The 15,405-nt window shown below is 63.1% G+C and carries 15 protein-coding genes and 2 pseudogenes; 15 read left to right on the top strand and 2 right to left on the bottom strand.

The window, feature by feature from the left end; all coding sequences use genetic code 11:
- Positions 1-132: 132 nt before the first annotated feature.
- A pseudogene (locus G4G31_RS19135) lies at positions 133-880 on the bottom strand (SAM-dependent methyltransferase).
- A gap of 98 nt (positions 881-978) precedes the next feature.
- Positions 979-1,617, bottom strand: a complete 639-nt coding sequence (locus G4G31_RS19130) for a Maf family nucleotide pyrophosphatase (protein WP_182988956.1) — start codon at positions 1,615-1,617, stop codon at positions 979-981.
- A 217-nt stretch (positions 1,618-1,834) separates the two neighbouring features.
- On the opposite strand from G4G31_RS19130, the gene G4G31_RS19125 reads away from it, so the two are divergent.
- The 15 genes and pseudogenes from G4G31_RS19125 (at position 1,835) to lepB (ending at position 15,402) form a co-directional block, all read left to right on the top strand.
- Positions 1,835-2,332, top strand: coding sequence for a DUF177 domain-containing protein (locus G4G31_RS19125; RefSeq protein ID WP_182988955.1), 498 nt, complete (start codon positions 1,835-1,837; stop codon positions 2,330-2,332).
- Between the two features lie 184 nt (positions 2,333-2,516).
- The gene (gene rpmF / locus G4G31_RS19120) at positions 2,517-2,699 is read left to right on the top strand and encodes a 50S ribosomal protein L32 (protein WP_028104096.1); all 183 of its coding nucleotides are present in this window, start codon (positions 2,517-2,519) and stop codon (positions 2,697-2,699) included.
- 197 nt (positions 2,700-2,896) lie between these two features.
- Positions 2,897-3,919, top strand: coding sequence for a phosphate acyltransferase PlsX (plsX, locus tag G4G31_RS19115; protein WP_182988954.1), 1,023 nt, complete (start codon positions 2,897-2,899; stop codon positions 3,917-3,919).
- 28 nt (positions 3,920-3,947) lie between these two features.
- Positions 3,948-4,928, top strand: a complete 981-nt coding sequence (locus G4G31_RS19110; RefSeq protein ID WP_182988953.1) for a beta-ketoacyl-ACP synthase III — start codon at positions 3,948-3,950, stop codon at positions 4,926-4,928.
- 114 nt (positions 4,929-5,042) lie between these two features.
- Positions 5,043-5,981: an ACP S-malonyltransferase gene (fabD, locus tag G4G31_RS19105; RefSeq protein WP_182988952.1), complete on the top strand. Its 939-nt coding sequence runs from the start codon at positions 5,043-5,045 to the stop codon at positions 5,979-5,981.
- 37 nt (positions 5,982-6,018) lie between these two features.
- A complete protein-coding gene (gene fabG / locus G4G31_RS19100) occupies positions 6,019-6,756 on the top strand; it encodes a 3-oxoacyl-ACP reductase FabG (protein ID WP_182988951.1) in 738 nt (245 codons plus the stop codon).
- Between the two features lie 191 nt (positions 6,757-6,947).
- On the top strand, positions 6,948-7,187 hold the full coding sequence (acpP, locus tag G4G31_RS19095) for an acyl carrier protein (protein WP_020653257.1): 240 nt from the start codon (positions 6,948-6,950) through the stop codon (positions 7,185-7,187).
- Positions 7,188-7,214: 27 nt separating this feature from the next.
- A complete protein-coding gene (fabF, locus tag G4G31_RS19090; RefSeq protein ID WP_182988950.1) occupies positions 7,215-8,462 on the top strand; it encodes a beta-ketoacyl-ACP synthase II in 1,248 nt (415 codons plus the stop codon).
- A gap of 101 nt (positions 8,463-8,563) precedes the next feature.
- The gene (locus G4G31_RS19085) at positions 8,564-9,049 is read left to right on the top strand and encodes a hypothetical protein (RefSeq protein ID WP_182988949.1); all 486 of its coding nucleotides are present in this window, start codon (positions 8,564-8,566) and stop codon (positions 9,047-9,049) included.
- Positions 9,050-9,244: 195 nt separating this feature from the next.
- A complete protein-coding gene (gene rpoE / locus G4G31_RS19080) occupies positions 9,245-9,847 on the top strand; it encodes an RNA polymerase sigma factor RpoE (RefSeq protein WP_182988948.1) in 603 nt (200 codons plus the stop codon).
- A 167-nt stretch (positions 9,848-10,014) separates the two neighbouring features.
- Positions 10,015-10,332 carry a sigma-E factor negative regulatory protein gene (locus G4G31_RS19075; RefSeq protein WP_182988947.1) on the top strand — a complete coding sequence of 106 codons (318 nt, stop codon included), beginning with the start codon at positions 10,015-10,017 and terminating at the stop codon, positions 10,330-10,332.
- Between the two features lie 300 nt (positions 10,333-10,632).
- Positions 10,633-12,102, top strand: a pseudogene (locus tag G4G31_RS19070) (DegQ family serine endoprotease).
- Positions 12,103-12,161: 59 nt separating this feature from the next.
- Positions 12,162-12,365, top strand: a complete 204-nt coding sequence (locus G4G31_RS19065; protein ID WP_229425642.1) for a glutaredoxin family protein — start codon at positions 12,162-12,164, stop codon at positions 12,363-12,365.
- A 329-nt stretch (positions 12,366-12,694) separates the two neighbouring features.
- Entirely contained in the window at positions 12,695-14,488 is a 1,794-nt protein-coding gene (lepA, locus tag G4G31_RS19060; RefSeq protein WP_182988945.1) for a translation elongation factor 4, read from the top strand.
- On the top strand, positions 14,485-15,402 hold the full coding sequence (lepB, locus tag G4G31_RS19055; RefSeq protein WP_182988944.1) for a signal peptidase I: 918 nt from the start codon (positions 14,485-14,487) through the stop codon (positions 15,400-15,402). Before lepA ends, lepB begins: the two co-directional genes overlap by 4 nt.
- Positions 15,403-15,405: the final 3 nt, after the last annotated feature.

The raw sequence follows: 15,405 nt of genomic DNA, 5'->3' as shown, positions 1-15,405 counted from the left end.
GCAGCCGCTGCTTGAACGCCTAAGCGGCGCCGCTGTCGGCAGTCGAACGCGTAGGCGGCGCCGCTGTCGGCAGCCGAGCACGCGTTCTAATATAGGCGGGGATGGTCAGGCACCTGGGTAGAGCCCCACACCTTACGCCAGGAACAAAAACACGGTCGGCTTCTTGTGAAAGTCCGGCATCTTGCCGCTTGCCAGCTGTGCCTTCCACTTGGCTGCCGTCTGGGTGCGCACCGTCTCGCTCGGCAGCGACAGGTCGGTCGCCACGCACACCAGCGTGCCCGGCTGGCAGCTGGCGACCAGGGCCTCGAGCATCTGGCCGTTGCGATACGGCGTTTCGATCAAGAGTTGCGTCTGCTTTTCGCCGCGCGAGCGCGCTTCCAGCTCGCGAATGCGCTTGGTGCGCGCCGCCGCATCCGTCGGCAGGTAGCCGTTGAAGGCGAAGCTCTGGCCGTTCAGGCCGCTTGCCATGACGGCCAGCAGCAAGGACGACGGCCCGACCAGCGGCCGCACCGGCACGCCGTGCTGGTGGGCCAGGCGTACCAGGTCCGCGCCCGGGTCGGCCACCGCCGGGCACGCCGGCCTCCGACACCAGGCCGCCATCTTCGCCCGCCAGCAGCGGCGCCAGCAAGTCGGCGAGCGCGGCCGGCGGCGTGTTCACATTCAGTTCGGCGATGCGGATTTCCTGCAGCGGCTTGGCCAGTGGGTGGTCGATCGCGACCAGTTTCAGGAAGGCGCGTGCCGTCTTGGCGTTCTCGGCCACGAAATAGCCGAGCCGGGAGGTGATCGCCTGCACCTGGCCGGGCAGGACGTGGGAGAGGGCGCCGGAGACGGCGTCGGTGGGACCAAGGGTATTCGGAATCAGGTAGAGAGTGCCAGGCATGGAGTAATCAGAAAAGGTTTGGAACGCCTGACAAAACTGTCAGAGCAAGGCGCAGCGACGAAGACAGTACGACGGTACGGCGAGGAGCTGCAACGCAGCTATGACGGTTTTGCCAGACGTTCGTCAATGCCGAAGAAGGCCACGCCGGCGCGGCGCAGCATGCCAGTCAGGGCAATCAGGGGCAGGCCGGTGAGGGCGGTGGGGTCGTTCGATGCGATGCGTTCGAGGAGGGCAATGCCCAGCCCCTCGTTCTTGGCGCTGCCGGCGCAATCGTAGGGCTGCTCGATGCGCAGGTAGGCGTCCAGCTCGGCATCGGGCAGGTCGCGAAACTGCACGAAAACCTGGACGTTCTCGATTTGAAGCGCCCCGGCCGGGTTTGCCGCGCGACCATCCCACAGGCATAGCGCCGTATGGAACACGACTTCGCGCCCGCGCATCTTCTGCAGTTGCACCAGGGCGCGCGCGTGGTCGCCGGGTTTGCCGATCTGTTCGCCGTCGAGCGTGGCAACCTGGTCGGACCCGATCACCAGCGCACCGGGGTGGCGTGCGGCAATCGCCTGCGCCTTGGCCTGGCCCAGGCGCAGGGCGGTGTCCTGAGGCGCTTCACCGGGCAGCGGGGTTTCCTCGACGTCGGGCGCGATCGCTTCGAAAGGCAGCCGCAGGCGCGCCAGCAGTTCGCGGCGGTAGGCGGAGCCCGAAGCGAGAATCAGGCGCGGCGTGGTGGAACTTGGTATCATGTTGGTCGCGGTTGCGCAGATATATAAGCAAAACAGATAAATAACCCGTCGCGGCAAGCAAATCCGATGGATACGATGACATGCGGGCAAGCGCCGGCGACGCCGAACGCCACACTGCAACAGTCACGGCCGCGACTCCCAAAAAAACGCGCCAAGTCTTTGACTGCGTGGGGATAACCCTGTTATTATCGCAGGTTTTCCGGGGACGTTTTCTGCAATGAGCGCTTTTGTCATCGACGCCTTTGAGTTCTGCCGTAACAACGGCCATCGCGAAGGGACTACCCCGGTTGCCGAGATGACCCGCCTCGCCGCCGATTGCGCCAATGCCAGCGGCGAGATCGCCTGGGCGATCGACGGCGGCACGACCCCGCAAGGCTATCCGACGATGACCTTGTCGGTGGCAGGTACGGTCCAGCTGGTATGCCAGCGTTGCCTGACCCCGTTCGATTACCGTATCGATTCGTCGACCCAGCTGGTGCTGGGACGCGACGACGAGGAAGCGGACGGCATGGAAGAGGTCCTCGACGACGAAAGCATCGACGTGATCGTCGGCAGCCACGCTGCCGATATCCGCGAGCTGCTCGAGGACGAAGCCCTGCTGGCCCTGCCGCAGGCACCGAAACATGTGCAATGTCCCGACACTACGCTGTTGGACACACTGAAGTCTGAAAAGGTATCGCCCTTCGCGGGCTTGAAGAGCCTGAAATCCGAATAAGCAGTTCCAGCAGTTTGCAGTAGCAGTACGTCAGAAACGTGTCAAACGCGTGCACAGTCGAGTATGTCAAGGCAGCGTTTCAAACAGGTCGGCGGTCGTAAGATTGCCGGTGGGATACTCGATGCGCATGTTGTTTGCAAATCGAATGTGTTAGAATTTTAGAACTTTAGTATTAGGAGTCATCATGGCAGTTCAGCAGAATAAGAAGTCCCCATCGAAGCGCGGCATGCACCGTTCGCACGATTTCCTGGTTGCACCTAACCTGGCAGTCGAGCCAACCACCGGTGAAACCCACCTGCGTCACCACATCAGCCCGAACGGCTTCTACCGTGGTCGCAAAGTCCTGAAGACCAAGAACGACGAGTAATCGCCGTCTTGTTTTTCTGTACCATGAAAGCGGTGCGACGTATGTTGAGTGCGTGGCGCCGCTTTTTATTTCGCCGTTTCGTTATTATCGGCTGCACATTCTTGCGCAGCATCACGGCTGCCTTTCCAAGCCGGCATGGCGCCATCGGGCGCATGCATCGAGCCGCCCGCCTTGCGTGAGCCGCGGTATTACCCCAGATGACAATTAAAATATCCATCGACTGCATGGGCGGAGACCACGGTCCTTCCGTTACGATTCCTGCAGCCCTCTCTTTCCTGAAGCAGCAGCCTGAAGCCGAGCTGATCCTTGTCGGCCTCGAAGACACGCTGCGCGCGGAACTCAAGAAACATCACGCGGAAAACAATCCCCGTTTGTCCATCAAGCACGCCTCGGAAGTGGTGGCCATGGACGACCCCGTCGAAGTGGCCCTGCGCCGCAAGAAGGACTCCTCGATGCGCGTTGCGGTCGAGCTGGTCAAGGACGGCAGCGCCGCCGCTTGCGTCTCGGCCGGCAACACGGGCGCCCTGATGGCCGTATCGCGCTATGTCCTGAAGACCATGGCCGGCGTCGACCGCCCGGCCATCTGCTCGATCCTGCCGAACCAGAAGAACGGCCCGACCTACATGCTCGACCTCGGCGCCAACGTCGACTGCGAGCCGCACCACCTGCACCAGTTCGCGATCATGGGTTCGGTCCTGTTCGCGGCCATGGAAGGACGCAAGCCCAGCATCGGCCTGCTCAATGTCGGCACGGAAGAGATCAAGGGCAACGAGGTCGTGAAGAACACGGCAAGCCTGCTGCGCGCCGACCACGAACGCGGCGCCCTGAACTTCCACGGCAACGTCGAAGGCAACGACATCTTCAAGGGCACGGCGGACGTCGTCGTCTGCGATGGTTTCGTCGGCAACGTCACGCTGAAAGCCATCGAAGGCCTGTCGCGCTACATGAAGTCGGTGTTCAAGAGCAGCCTGCTGTCGATGCTGGGGGCGCTGATCGCCCGCGGTGCACTGAAGAAGCTGAACCCGGAACGCTACAACGGCGCCGGTCTCCTGGGCCTGAAGGGCCTGGTGTTCAAGAGCCACGGCGGCGCGAATGCGTATGCCTTCGAGTGGGCGATCAAACGTTCATTTGATGCGGCGAAATACAATGTACAAGAGCAACTGTCGGCGATGATCGCCGAACTCATGCCAGAGACTCCTGACGCACAGCGCCAGGTTTGATTCACGCTTGACCAAGGGTGGAGACGCAATGACTGTCTACAGCAAAATCATCGGCACCGGCAGCTACCTGCCGGAACGCAGGATTACCAACGACGAGCTGGCTGCGCAGCTGGCAGAAAAAGGCATCGAAACCTCGGACGAGTGGATCAGCTCGCGCAGCGGCATTTCCGCGCGCCACTACGCCGCGGCCGGACAGAATTCGTCCGACCTCGGCGTCGAGGCTGCTCGCCGCGCGCTCGAGATGGCCGGCAAGCAGCCTGGCGAGATCGACCTGATCCTTGTCGCCAGTTCCACCCCTGACTTCCAGGGCAGCTTCCCCAGCACCGCCTGCGTCGTCCAGCGCAAACTCGGTATCGAGAACAAGTGCGCCGCCTTCGACGTGCAGGCCGTGTGCAGCGGCTTCGTGTACGCGGTCGCCACGGCAGACGCCTACATCCGCGCCGGCATGTACCGCAACGCGCTCGTCATCGGCGCGGAAGTGTTCTCGCGCATCCTCAATTTCGAGGACCGCACCACCTGCGTGCTGTTCGGCGACGGTGCCGGCGCCGTGGTGATGAGTGCCTCGGAAGAGCCGGGCGTGCTGGCCACCCGCCTGCATGCCGATGGCGCCCATGCCGACATCCTGTCGATTCCGCCTGGCATCCAGGGCGCGGCCAACAGCGGTTTCCTGCACATGGATGGCCAGGCCGTGTTCAAGCTCGCAGTCCATGTGCTCGAGGAAGTGGCCGCCGAGGTACTCGACGCCGCCCGCCTGCAGGCCGCCGACGTCGACTGGCTGATCCCGCACCAGGCGAACATCCGCATCATGAAGAGCACGGCCAAGAAGCTGGGCCTGCCGATTGAACGCATGGTCGTCACCGTCGACGAGCATGGCAACACCTCGGCCGCCTCGATTCCGCTGGCGCTCGACCTTGCCGTGCGCGATGGCCGTATCAAAGCAGGCGACAACATCCTGATGGAAGGCGTCGGCGGTGGCTTCACCTGGGGCGCAGTGCTCGCCCGCATGTAAGTTGCGGACCGGAGAACAGGCGGCCCGCGAAAGGGCGGCCCGCGAAAGGGCGGCCCGCCACGCGCGCGCTGCCTGCGTTCGCTTTTGCACGATTTTTACAAGGAAAACAATAAGATGAGCAAATTCGCATTCCTGTTTACCGGCCAGGGCGCGCAAGCGGTTGGCATGCTGAACGGCTTCGCCGGCAACCCGGTCGTGGAGCAGACCGTGCGCGAAGCATCCGACGCCCTGGGCATGGACCTGGGCCGCCTGATCGCCGAAGGCCCGAAGGAAGAACTCGACCTCACCACCAATACCCAGCCCGTGATGCTGACCGCGGCCGTGGCCGTGTACCGTGCCTGGATCGCCGCTGGCGGTCCGACCCCGAACATGGTGGCGGGCCACAGCCTGGGCGAATACTCGGCCCTGGTCGCCGCCGGCGTGATCGACTTCAAGGATGCCGTGCCGCTGGTGCGCTTCCGCGCCCAGGCGATGCAGGAAGCGGTACCGGTCGGGCAGGGCGGCATGGCCGTCGTGCTCGGCATCGATGCCGACGCGGTGCGCGCGCTGTGCCAGGAGGTAGCGCAGGGCGAGGTGCTGGAAGCCGTGAACTTCAACGAGCCGACCCAGACCGTGATCGCCGGCCACCTGGGCGCGATCGACCGTGCCTGCGAACTGGCGAAATCGAAGGGCGCCAAGCGTGCCATGAAACTGCCGGTGTCGGCGCCCTTCCACTCCTCGCTGTTGAAACCTGCTTCCGACCGCCTGCGCGACTACATGGCAAAACTGGAATTCCATGCGCCACGCATCGATTTGATCAACAATGTCGATGTCGCCATCGCCACCGACCCGGAAGCGATCAAGGACGCCCTGGTGCGCCAGGCCGCCGGCCCCGTACGCTGGGTCGAGATCATGCAGAAAATGGCCGCCGCCGGGATCACGCACACCATCGAATGCGCCCCGAGCAAGACGCTGATCGGCATGGCCAAGCGGATCGATCCGGTCTTGATGGGCGACGCGCTGGTCGACCAGGCCTCGCTCGAACGCGTGCTTGAAAGCATCAAGGGCGCGTGAAGCGCCACCCGTTGTCATCGTTAAGAACAGGAATCACATGAATCTGCAGAACCAAGTCGCCCTCGTCACCGGAGCCTCGCGCGGCATCGGCAAGGCCATCGCACTCGAACTGGCCCGCCAGGGCGCCAAGGTCGTCGGCACCGCCACCAGCGCCGCCGGCGCCGAAGCCATCGGCGCCTACCTGGCCGAATTCGGCGGGCAGGGCCTGGTCCTCGACGTGACCGACGCGGCACGCTGCACGGCCCTGATCGACGAAGTGCAAAAGACTTTCGGCAGCGTCTCGATCCTGGTCAACAATGCCGGCATCACCCAGGACAACCTGGCCATGCGCATGAAGGACGAGGAGTGGGACAGCGTCATTGCGACCAACCTCACGGCCGTCGGCCGCCTGTCGCGCGCGGTGCTGCGCGGCATGATGAAGGCCAAACATGGCCGCATCATCAACATCACCTCGGTGGTGGGATCGTCCGGCAACCCGGGCCAGATGAACTATGCCGCCGCCAAGGCCGGCGTGGCCGGCATGACCCGTGCGCTGGCACGCGAGATCGGCAGCCGCAACATCACCGTCAACTGCGTCGCTCCGGGCTTCATCGATACCGACATGACCAAAGGCCTGGGCGAAGGCCAGCACGAAGCGCTGCTGACCCAGATTCCGCTGGGCCGCCTTGGCCAGCCCGAGGATATCGCCCATGCGGTCGCCTTCCTGGCCGGCCCGACGGCCGCTTATGTCACCGGTACCACGCTGCACGTGAACGGCGGCATGTACATGAATTAAACCTGTGAATTGATGGGTGCGCTGACAGGACGGGTATGATCGTAGAATAAGGTCATCCGTTCCCGGTGGAATCTCATCTTTTAACAGACGTTTCGGCTGAATTAGCGTCAGACGCCGAAAATAGTTTTTCAGCGCGCAAACCTGATAAAATGCGCGCACTTTCCGCAACACATACCTAATGGAGCCATAACATGTCGGATATCGAACAACGCGTTAAAAAAATCGTCGCTGAGCAACTGGGTGTTGCAGAAGCCGACATCAAAATCGAGTCCTCGTTCGTTGACGACCTCGGCGCCGATTCCCTGGACACCGTCGAACTGGTGATGGCCCTGGAAGACGAGTTCGAAATGGAAATCCCTGACGAGCAGGCCGAGAAAATCACCACCGTCAAGCAGGCTATCGACTACGCCACGGCGCACGTCAAGGCCTAAGCTGACTTTCGTTTTCGGGAGAATCGCTTGAGCCGTTCACGCAACCGCCGCGTCGTCATTACCGGACTGGGCTGCGTTTCACCCATCGGCAATAACATTGCCGATGCGTGGAGCGCGGCGCTGGCCGGCAAGTCGGGCATTGCCAATATCACCAAGTTCGATGCCGAGCCGTTCTCGACCCGCTTCGCGGGCGAGGTCAAGGGCTTTAACATCGAGGATGTCATTCCCGCCAAGGAAGCCCGTAACATGGATACGTTTATCCATTTCGGCATGGCGGCAGGCATCGAGGCACTGCAGGACTCCGGCCTGGAAGTGACCGATGAAAACCGCGACCGTATCGGCGTGATGGTCGGATCCGGGATTGGCGGCTTGCCGCGGATCGAGGAACAGAAGGACGAGTACGACAAGCGCGGTCCGCGCCGTATTTCCCCGTTCTTCGTGCCGGCGTCGATCATCAACATGATCTCGGGCGACCTCTCGATCAAGTTCGGGCTGCGTGGTCCCAACCTGGCCATCGTCACCGCCTGCACCACCGGCCTGCACTGCATCGGCGCTGCCGGCCGCCTGATCGAATACGGCGATGCCGACGTGATGATCGCTGGCGGTGCCGAGTCGACCATTTCGCCGCTGGGCCTGGGCGGTTTCGCCTCGGCACGTGCGCTGTCGTCGCGCAATGAAGATCCGGCAACGGCCTCGCGTCCCTGGGACCGCGACCGCGACGGCTTCGTGCTGGGCGAGGGTGCCGGTGTCATGGTGCTGGAAGAGTACGAGCATGCCAAGGCGCGCGGCGCGAAGATCTACGCCGAGCTGGTCGGTTTCGGCATGAGTGCCGATGCCAATCACATCACGGCGCCGATGGAAGACGGCAGCGGCGCAAGCCGTTGCATGGTCTCGGCGATGGCCAATGCCGGCATCAATCCGGACCAGGTCAACTACGTGAACGCGCACGGTACCTCGACGCCACTGGGCGACCTGGCTGAAGTGCAGGGCATCAAGCGGACCTTCGGCGACCACGCCGGCAAACTGGCCGTCAACTCGACCAAGTCGATGACCGGCCACCTGCTGGGCGGCGCCGGCGGCCTCGAGTCGGTGTTCACGGTGCTGGCGATCAAGAACCAGGTCTCGCCGCCGACCATCAACCTCTTCAACCAGGATCCGGCCTGCGATCTCGATTTCGTGGCGAACACCGCCCGCGACATGCGCATCGACTACGCCGTGAAGAACTCCTTCGGCTTCGGCGGTACCAACGGTACCCTGATCTTCTCCAAGGTTTGAACCTGCCGCGCCCGCTCCTGTCAAAGGGAGTGGGCGCCTGACCCTGCCGCAGCCCGCGCGCCGGCAGGCGTTCCGCATTTCCTTCCGTATTTCCTTCATTCATGTCCATCGCCGTGTCCGTGCACGTGGCACCGTCGCGCCAGCTGCGCGCCTGCCTCGGCCTGTTCGCGCTCCTGCAGTTCGCCTGCGCGGTGGCCGTGCCGGCGATGCTTTCGCGCATCGCTTACCCCGGCTTGTGCGCGGCCTTTTTCCTGCTTGCAGCGTCGTTCTTGCTGTACGGATGCGTTAGCGCGACAAAGCCGCACCAGATTGATGTATCTGGAACCGGTGCGATGCGCCTGACGGTACAACAGGAGATGGGAGCCGATCCGGTGGCGCCCGATGGCATCGTCGTCACGCTCTTGCCCGGAACGCTGGTCTGGCCGCGCCTGATGTTGCTCCGGCTGGGCGATGGGCACGGTGGCACGCGGGTGGTGCCGGTCCTGCGCGACAGCCTGGCGGCGGGCGATTTTCAGGCCTTGCGGGTCGCGGTGGGCACCTTGTGCGGGCGCCTTGGGCCTGAGGCAACGACGAACGAAATACTTTGAACTTATTGCAGCCGGCCAACTCTTAGACAAGGGGCACCTCGGGAAACCAGCGAGCGGGAGGAGTTTGGGTGTGGGCACAGAGCCCGCCAGTCAGAATAAAAACGGCGCGCATCGCCAGGTCTGGCTCCTGAATATCCGACGCAGGGCGGGTTGTCCGAGTCCCCAAGGTCTGCTGCGGTTAACGGGACACGGTCAGTGACGACAGAACGCGAGGGTGATCAACTGCTGGTTGAACGCGTCCAGGCCGGTGACCGGCGGGCGTTCGATCTACTGGTGGCAAAGTATCAGCGCAGGCTGATGCGCCTGGTGTCGCGCCTCGTGCACGACCCTGCCGAAGCCGAAGACGTGGTGCAGGAAACCTTTATCAAGGCATTCCGGGCATTGCGCCACTTCCGCGGCGAATCGGCGTTTTACACGTGGCTGTATCGAATTGGAATCAATACAGCCAAGAATTTTCTCGTCACACAGGGCAGGCGCGCACCGACCTCTACCGAGGCAGATACGGAACGTGCTGAAGCGTTTGACGATGCGGACAGCTTGCGCGACATTAATACACCTGAGTCGGTGTTGGCAAGCAAGCAGATCGCGTATACGGTCAATGCCGCGATGGAAGCGCTACCGCTGGAATTGCGGACAGCGATTGTATTGCGAGAAATTGAGGGTTTGAGCTACGAGGAAATCTCCGAAGTGATGGCGTGCCCGATCGGCACGGTGCGCAGCAGGATTTTTCGCGCACGCGAAGTCATTGCAGAAAAATTGAAGCCTTTGCTCGATTTTCCGGGTGACAAACGTCGGTAGGTAGCGATGATCGCATTGAGAGCGCCTGACAGCAGCTCCACGGCAAGCACGCCGTCAATCACATATCGCTCCGCGGGGGGGCGAGACGGCTGCAAGCTGCGGAAGAATGGTCGGCGTTCTAAAACCAGGGCATATTTGATCACACGGCTACCGTGATGGAACCACCGATGGACACCAAGAAAAAGAATCGCGAGCACATTTCAGCTCTTGCCGACGGCGCCTTGCCGAAGGAAGACCTCGAACTGGCTTCCCTTGCCCTGCGCACCGATGACGGTCAGCAAGCGTGGGAAGTGTACCACCGGATCGGCGATACGCTGCGCGCGCAAGCGTCGATCGACCTTTCCCCCGGCTTTTCCGAACGCCTGGCTGCGCGCCTTGCCGCCGAGCCCTTGCACGGCCAGCGCGCCGGCAGCCTCGAGGCCGAGCTTGGCGCGCCGGCGGCCCTGGTCCGCATCGTCGCCATCGTCCTGACTCAGGCGTCCTGACTCGCGCGTCCGGCGCCGCGGATTGCCGCCCCGCGCGCCTTCGCTCCGCATCGATGCGCACCGCCGCGCGCCGATGCGGAGACCACGTCTCCCCATCCCTGCGCGTTTCGCGCATTTCTCGCCCTTGCCCGTGCTCTCCGCCCTGTGCAGGCGCGGCTGGCTCCGCCGGCTGGGCTGCTGCCCTCCCTTCGGATCCGGCAGGCTCATTCAATCCATCGCGCCATCCCAGCGGCCTGCGCGACAAGCGGGCGGTTTTTGGCTTACCATAACGTCAATTCCCGTCCCTGACTCTTGACTCCCATGACAAGCAAAACTGCGAGCGTAGTGTTGTCGGCCCTGTTGTCGGCGTGTGCCGGTGTATCCCCGGGCCTGTCCCTGCCGGCCCCGGCGCTGGCGGCGGCACCCGTGCCAACCCCGGTCGTGACCGGCCTGCCCGATTTCTCCGACCTGATCGACAAGGCCGGGCCGGCCGTCGTCAACATCCGCACCACCGAAAAGGTGCGCCTCGGGCAGGGCGGTCCGGGCGAGGAAGAGATGCAGGAATTCCTGCGCCGCTTCTTCGGCCAGCCGATTCCGCGCCGGCGCTCGCCCCAGCCGCAGCAGCAGGAAGAAGAGGTCCAGCGCGGCGTCGGTTCCGGCTTCATCATTTCCGACGACGGCTATGTGCTCACCAACGCCCACGTGGTCGAAGGCGCCGACGAAGTGACCGTCACCCTGACCGACCGCCGCGAGTTCAAGGCCAAGGTGCTCGGCTCCGACCGCCGTTCCGACGTCGCCCTGCTGAAAGTAAGCGCGTCCAATTTGCCTTACCTGCGCACCGGCGACTCGAGCAAGATCCGTGTCGGCGAGTGGGTGATCGCGATCGGTTCTCCGTTCAACCTCGACAATACCGTGACGGCCGGCATCATCTCGGCCAAGTCGCGCGATACGGGCGAATACCTGCCGCTCATCCAGAGCGACGTCGCCGTCAATCCCGGCAACTCGGGCGGTCCGCTCATTAACATGCGCGGCGAAGTCATCGGCATCAACTCGCAGATCGCGACCCTGTCGGGTGCCTACAACGGCATCTCGTTCGCCGTTCCGATCGACGAGGTGATGCGCGTGGCCGACCAGCTCAAGAAGACGGGCCACGTCACCCGTGGCCGCCTGGGCGTGCAGATCAGCGAAGTCACGCGCGACGTTGCCGAGTCGCTGGGCCTGGGCAAGGCGCGCGGGGGGCGGAAGTGTCGATGGTCGAGCCGGGCGGGCCGGTCGAGAAGGGCGGCATCCGCGTCGGCGATATCATCCTGCGCTTCAATGGCCAGCCGATCGACACCACCCGCGACCTGCCGCGCCTGGTCGGGGCGACGAAGGTCGGCACCCGCGCGACCGTCACCGTCTGGCGCCGCGGCGCCCAGCTCGACGTGCCGGTGACGATCGTCGAGCTCGAGGAAGAAAAAGGCGGCCGCCGCCAAGCCGCAGCCGAACAAGGCCGTGCCTGGTGGCGCGCCGAATGCGCTGGGCCTGCATGTGTCGAACCTGACGCCGGAGCAGCGCCGCCAGCTGCGCATCGAGGGCGGCGTCATGGTCGAGTCGTCCGAGGGCAGGGCGGCCACGGCGGGCATCCGTGCCGGCGACCTGATCCTGCAGATGAACAATGTCGAGATCAAGGATACGGCCCAGTTCAATGCGCTGGCGTCCAAACTCGATCCGAAGAAGAGCGTTGCCGTGCTGGTGCGGCGCGATAACGCGACCCAGTACCTGGTCGTGAAGCCGGCGGCAGCGAAGTGACCCGGCCGGTGCCGCCATTTACCCTGTACTCGCGCAGCTACTGCCACCTGTGCGAGGACATGCTCGCCGCCCTGCAGGCGCTCGCGCCAACAGGGGCAGCGTTCCAGGTCGACGTGATCGATGTCGATGCCGACCCGGCCCTGGTCGAACGCTTCGACGAGCTGGTGCCGGTGCTGTACGGCCGGCTCGACGAGCCCGAGCTGTGCCATTACTTCCTCGACGAGGCGGCAGTGCGCAACTATCTCGCGGGCATCCCCGCGTAGGATAGACGACGCGTCAATCCGCTCCAGGGTGGGCGTGGCCGCCGAGCCGCCCCGTGCCCACCCTGCGTCCTCTGGTTTATTCCCTCGCAAAACCCACCCTCGGGCACAAAACAGCCGCAGCCGGCCACCCCTCCCTCATAATCCGGGCTTTCTAACCTGAAATCCGGTAAAATGCCTGGTTTGGAAAAGCGTTGGTCCCTGGTACATGGGCTTACACGTTGAGCTTTGATGCATCGAAGGCGCTCGCCTGGGGAAGACCAGCCCCACACGAAGCGCCTTTTTCGTATTGCGCAGGCGGTTTCGCCCCTTTTTGGTTTTGAGCTTTGTTAATGAACAACATACGTAACTTCTCCATCATCGCCCACATCGACCACGGCAAATCGACCCTGGCCGACCGCATCATCCAGCTGTGCGGCGGCCTGTCGGATCGCGAAATGGACGCGCAGGTGCTCGACTCGATGGACCTGGAGCGCGAGCGCGGCATTACCATCAAGGCGCAGACCGCGGCCCTGCAGTACAAGGCGCGCGACGGCCAGACCTACAACCTGAACCTGATCGATACCCCCGGCCACGTTGACTTCAGCTATGAAGTCTCGCGCTCGCTGTCCGCCTGCGAAGGCGCGCTGCTGGTCGTCGACGCGTCGCAAGGCGTGGAAGCGCAGACGGTCGCCAACTGCTACACCGCGCTCGACCTGGGCGTGGAAGTGGTGCCGATTTTGAACAAGATCGACCTGCCGCACGCCGATCCGGACAACGCCAAGAAGGAAATCGAGGACGTCATCGGCATCGACGCGTCGGAAGCGACCACCTGCTCGGCCAAGACCGGCCTCGGCGTGGAAGACGTGCTGGAAGACCTGATCAAACGCGTGCCACCGCCGAAGGGCGACGTCGATACACCGCTGCAGGCCCTGATCGTCGACTCCTGGTACGACCCGTATGTCGGCGTCGTGATGCTGGTGCGCGTGGTGAACGGCACGCTGCGTCCGAAAGACAAGATCCTGCTGATGGCCACCGAATCGGTGAACCTGGTGGAAAACATCGGCGTGTTCACGCCGCGTTCTGTCTCGCTGCCCACCCTCTCCGCCGGCCAGGTCGGCTTCGTCATCGCCGGCATCAAGGAACTGACCGCCGCCAAGGTGGGCGACACCGTCACCCTGGCGAACCGTCCGGCACCCGCGCCGCTGCCGGGCTTCAAGGAAGTCCAGCCGCAGGTCTTCGCCGGCCTGTTCCCCGTGGAAGCGAACCAGTACGACGCCCTGCGCGACTCGCTGGAAAAGCTCAAACTGAACGACGCCGCCCTGATGTACGAGCCGGAAGTGTCGCAGGCGCTGGGCTTCGGCTTCCGCTGCGGCTTCCTGGGCCTGCTGCACATGGAAATCGTGCAGGAACGCCTCGAGCGCGAATTCGACATGGACCTGATCACGACGGCCCCGACCGTGGTGTACGAAGTCGAGATGCGCGACGGCTCCATCATCCGCGTCGACAACCCGTCGAAGATGCCGGAACCGTCGAAGATCAACGAAGTGCGCGAGCCGATCGTCGACGTCAACCTGTACATGCCGCAGGAATATGTCGGCTCGGTGATGACGCTGTGTAACGGCAAGCGTGGTGTCCAGATGGACATGGCCTACCATGGCCGCCAGGTGAAACTGCACTACGAAATCCCGATGGCGGAAATCGTGCTCGACTTCTTCGATCGCCTGAAGTCGACCTCGCGCGGCTATGCTTCGATGGACTACGAGTTCAAGGAAAACCGCGCCGCCGACGTCGTGAAAGTCGACATGCTGATCAACAGCGAGAAGGTCGATGCGCTGGCCATCATCGTGCACCGCGCCAACGCACCTTACCGCGGACGCCAGGTGGCGGCAAAAATGCGCGAACTGATTCCGCGCCAGATGTTCGACGTGGCGATCCAGGCGGCGATCGGCGCCACCATCATCTCGCGCGAAAACGTCAAGGCGCTGCGCAAGAACGTGCTGGCCAAGTGCTATGGCGGCGACATCAGCCGTAAGAAGAAACTGCTTGAGAAACAAAAAGCCGGTAAGAAACGCATGAAACAGGTTGGTTCGGTGGAGATTCCACAGGAAGCCTTCCTCGCCATCCTTCAAGTGGAAGATAAATGAACCTGCAACCGATCCTGGGGAATTTTGCGCTCATCCTGTTCGTGGCCATGGTGGTCACGGGCCTTATCTGGTGTCTCGACGTTTTCGTACTGGCCAGGCGCCGCCGCGCCGCGGCCGATGCGGCGCTGGCCGAATACGATGCCCGCAATGCCAAGCTGACGGCAAACGGCATCAAGGTCGACAATAACGCGAATCGCGCGGCCATCGAGGCAGCCAACCTGCGCCAGCCGACCTGGATCGAGTATTCCGGCAGTTTCTTCCCCGTCATCGCACTCGTGTTCGTGCTGCGTTCCTTCCTGTGGGAGCCGTTCAAGATCCCGTCGAGCTCGATGGTGCCGACGCTCCTGATCGGCGACCTGATCCTGGTGAATAAATACACCTACGGTATCCGCTTGCCGATCATCAACAAGAAGATCATCGAGATCAACGATCCACAGCGCGGCGACGTGATGGTGTTCAAGTATCCGAAGGACATGAGCCAGGATTACATCAAGCGTGTCATCGGCGTGCCGGGCGACACCATCGTCTATGACAACAAGCGCCTGACGGTGAACGGCAAGCCGGTCGACTACACGCCGCTGGACGACTACCTCGACGACGAACGCCCGGTCTACCACAAGCAGCTCATCGAGAAGCTGCCGGGTGCCGAACACCGTATCCTGAATTCGGAATCGCGCCGTCCCTTCGACCTGGGTGCCGTCGAGAATTTCCCGAACCGCGAGGCCTGCGACTATTCCTACGACAAATTTACCTGTATCGTACCGAAGGGCAACTATTTCATGATGGGTGACAACCGCGACAACAGCGCGGACAGCCGTTACTGGGGTTTTGTTCCGGATAAAAACATTGTCGGCAAGGCCTTCCTGGTCTGGATGAACTTCGGCGATCCGAAGCGCATCGGCGGCATCAAGTAAGGC

It is taken from the genome of Massilia sp. Se16.2.3 (assembly GCF_014171595.1).
Classification (GTDB): Bacteria; Pseudomonadota; Gammaproteobacteria; order Burkholderiales; family Burkholderiaceae_D; genus Telluria.
Note: the sequence above shows the minus strand (reverse complement) of the source record. Positions and strands in the feature narration are given on the sequence as shown.

What these genes read in the sequence shown, in the direction of transcription:
- G4G31_RS19130 (WP_182988956.1), bottom strand. Translation starts at nt 1,617, where the DNA reads ATGATACCAAGTTCCACCACGCCGCGCCTGATTCTCGCTTCGGGCTCC.
- G4G31_RS19125 (WP_182988955.1), top strand. Translation starts at nt 1,835, where the DNA reads ATGAGCGCTTTTGTCATCGACGCCTTTGAGTTCTGCCGTAACAACGGC.
- rpmF (WP_028104096.1), top strand. Translation starts at nt 2,517, where the DNA reads ATGGCAGTTCAGCAGAATAAGAAGTCCCCATCGAAGCGCGGCATGCAC.
- plsX (WP_182988954.1), top strand. Translation starts at nt 2,897, where the DNA reads ATGACAATTAAAATATCCATCGACTGCATGGGCGGAGACCACGGTCCT.
- G4G31_RS19110 (WP_182988953.1), top strand. Translation starts at nt 3,948, where the DNA reads ATGACTGTCTACAGCAAAATCATCGGCACCGGCAGCTACCTGCCGGAA.
- fabD (WP_182988952.1), top strand. Translation starts at nt 5,043, where the DNA reads ATGAGCAAATTCGCATTCCTGTTTACCGGCCAGGGCGCGCAAGCGGTT.
- fabG (WP_182988951.1), top strand. Translation starts at nt 6,019, where the DNA reads ATGAATCTGCAGAACCAAGTCGCCCTCGTCACCGGAGCCTCGCGCGGC.
- acpP (WP_020653257.1), top strand. Translation starts at nt 6,948, where the DNA reads ATGTCGGATATCGAACAACGCGTTAAAAAAATCGTCGCTGAGCAACTG.
- G4G31_RS19085 (WP_182988949.1), top strand. Translation starts at nt 8,564, where the DNA reads ATGTCCATCGCCGTGTCCGTGCACGTGGCACCGTCGCGCCAGCTGCGC.
- G4G31_RS19075 (WP_182988947.1), top strand. Translation starts at nt 10,015, where the DNA reads ATGGACACCAAGAAAAAGAATCGCGAGCACATTTCAGCTCTTGCCGAC.
- G4G31_RS19065 (WP_229425642.1), top strand. Translation starts at nt 12,162, where the DNA reads ATGCTCGCCGCCCTGCAGGCGCTCGCGCCAACAGGGGCAGCGTTCCAG.
- lepA (WP_182988945.1), top strand. Translation starts at nt 12,695, where the DNA reads ATGAACAACATACGTAACTTCTCCATCATCGCCCACATCGACCACGGC.
- lepB (WP_182988944.1), top strand. Translation starts at nt 14,485, where the DNA reads ATGAACCTGCAACCGATCCTGGGGAATTTTGCGCTCATCCTGTTCGTG.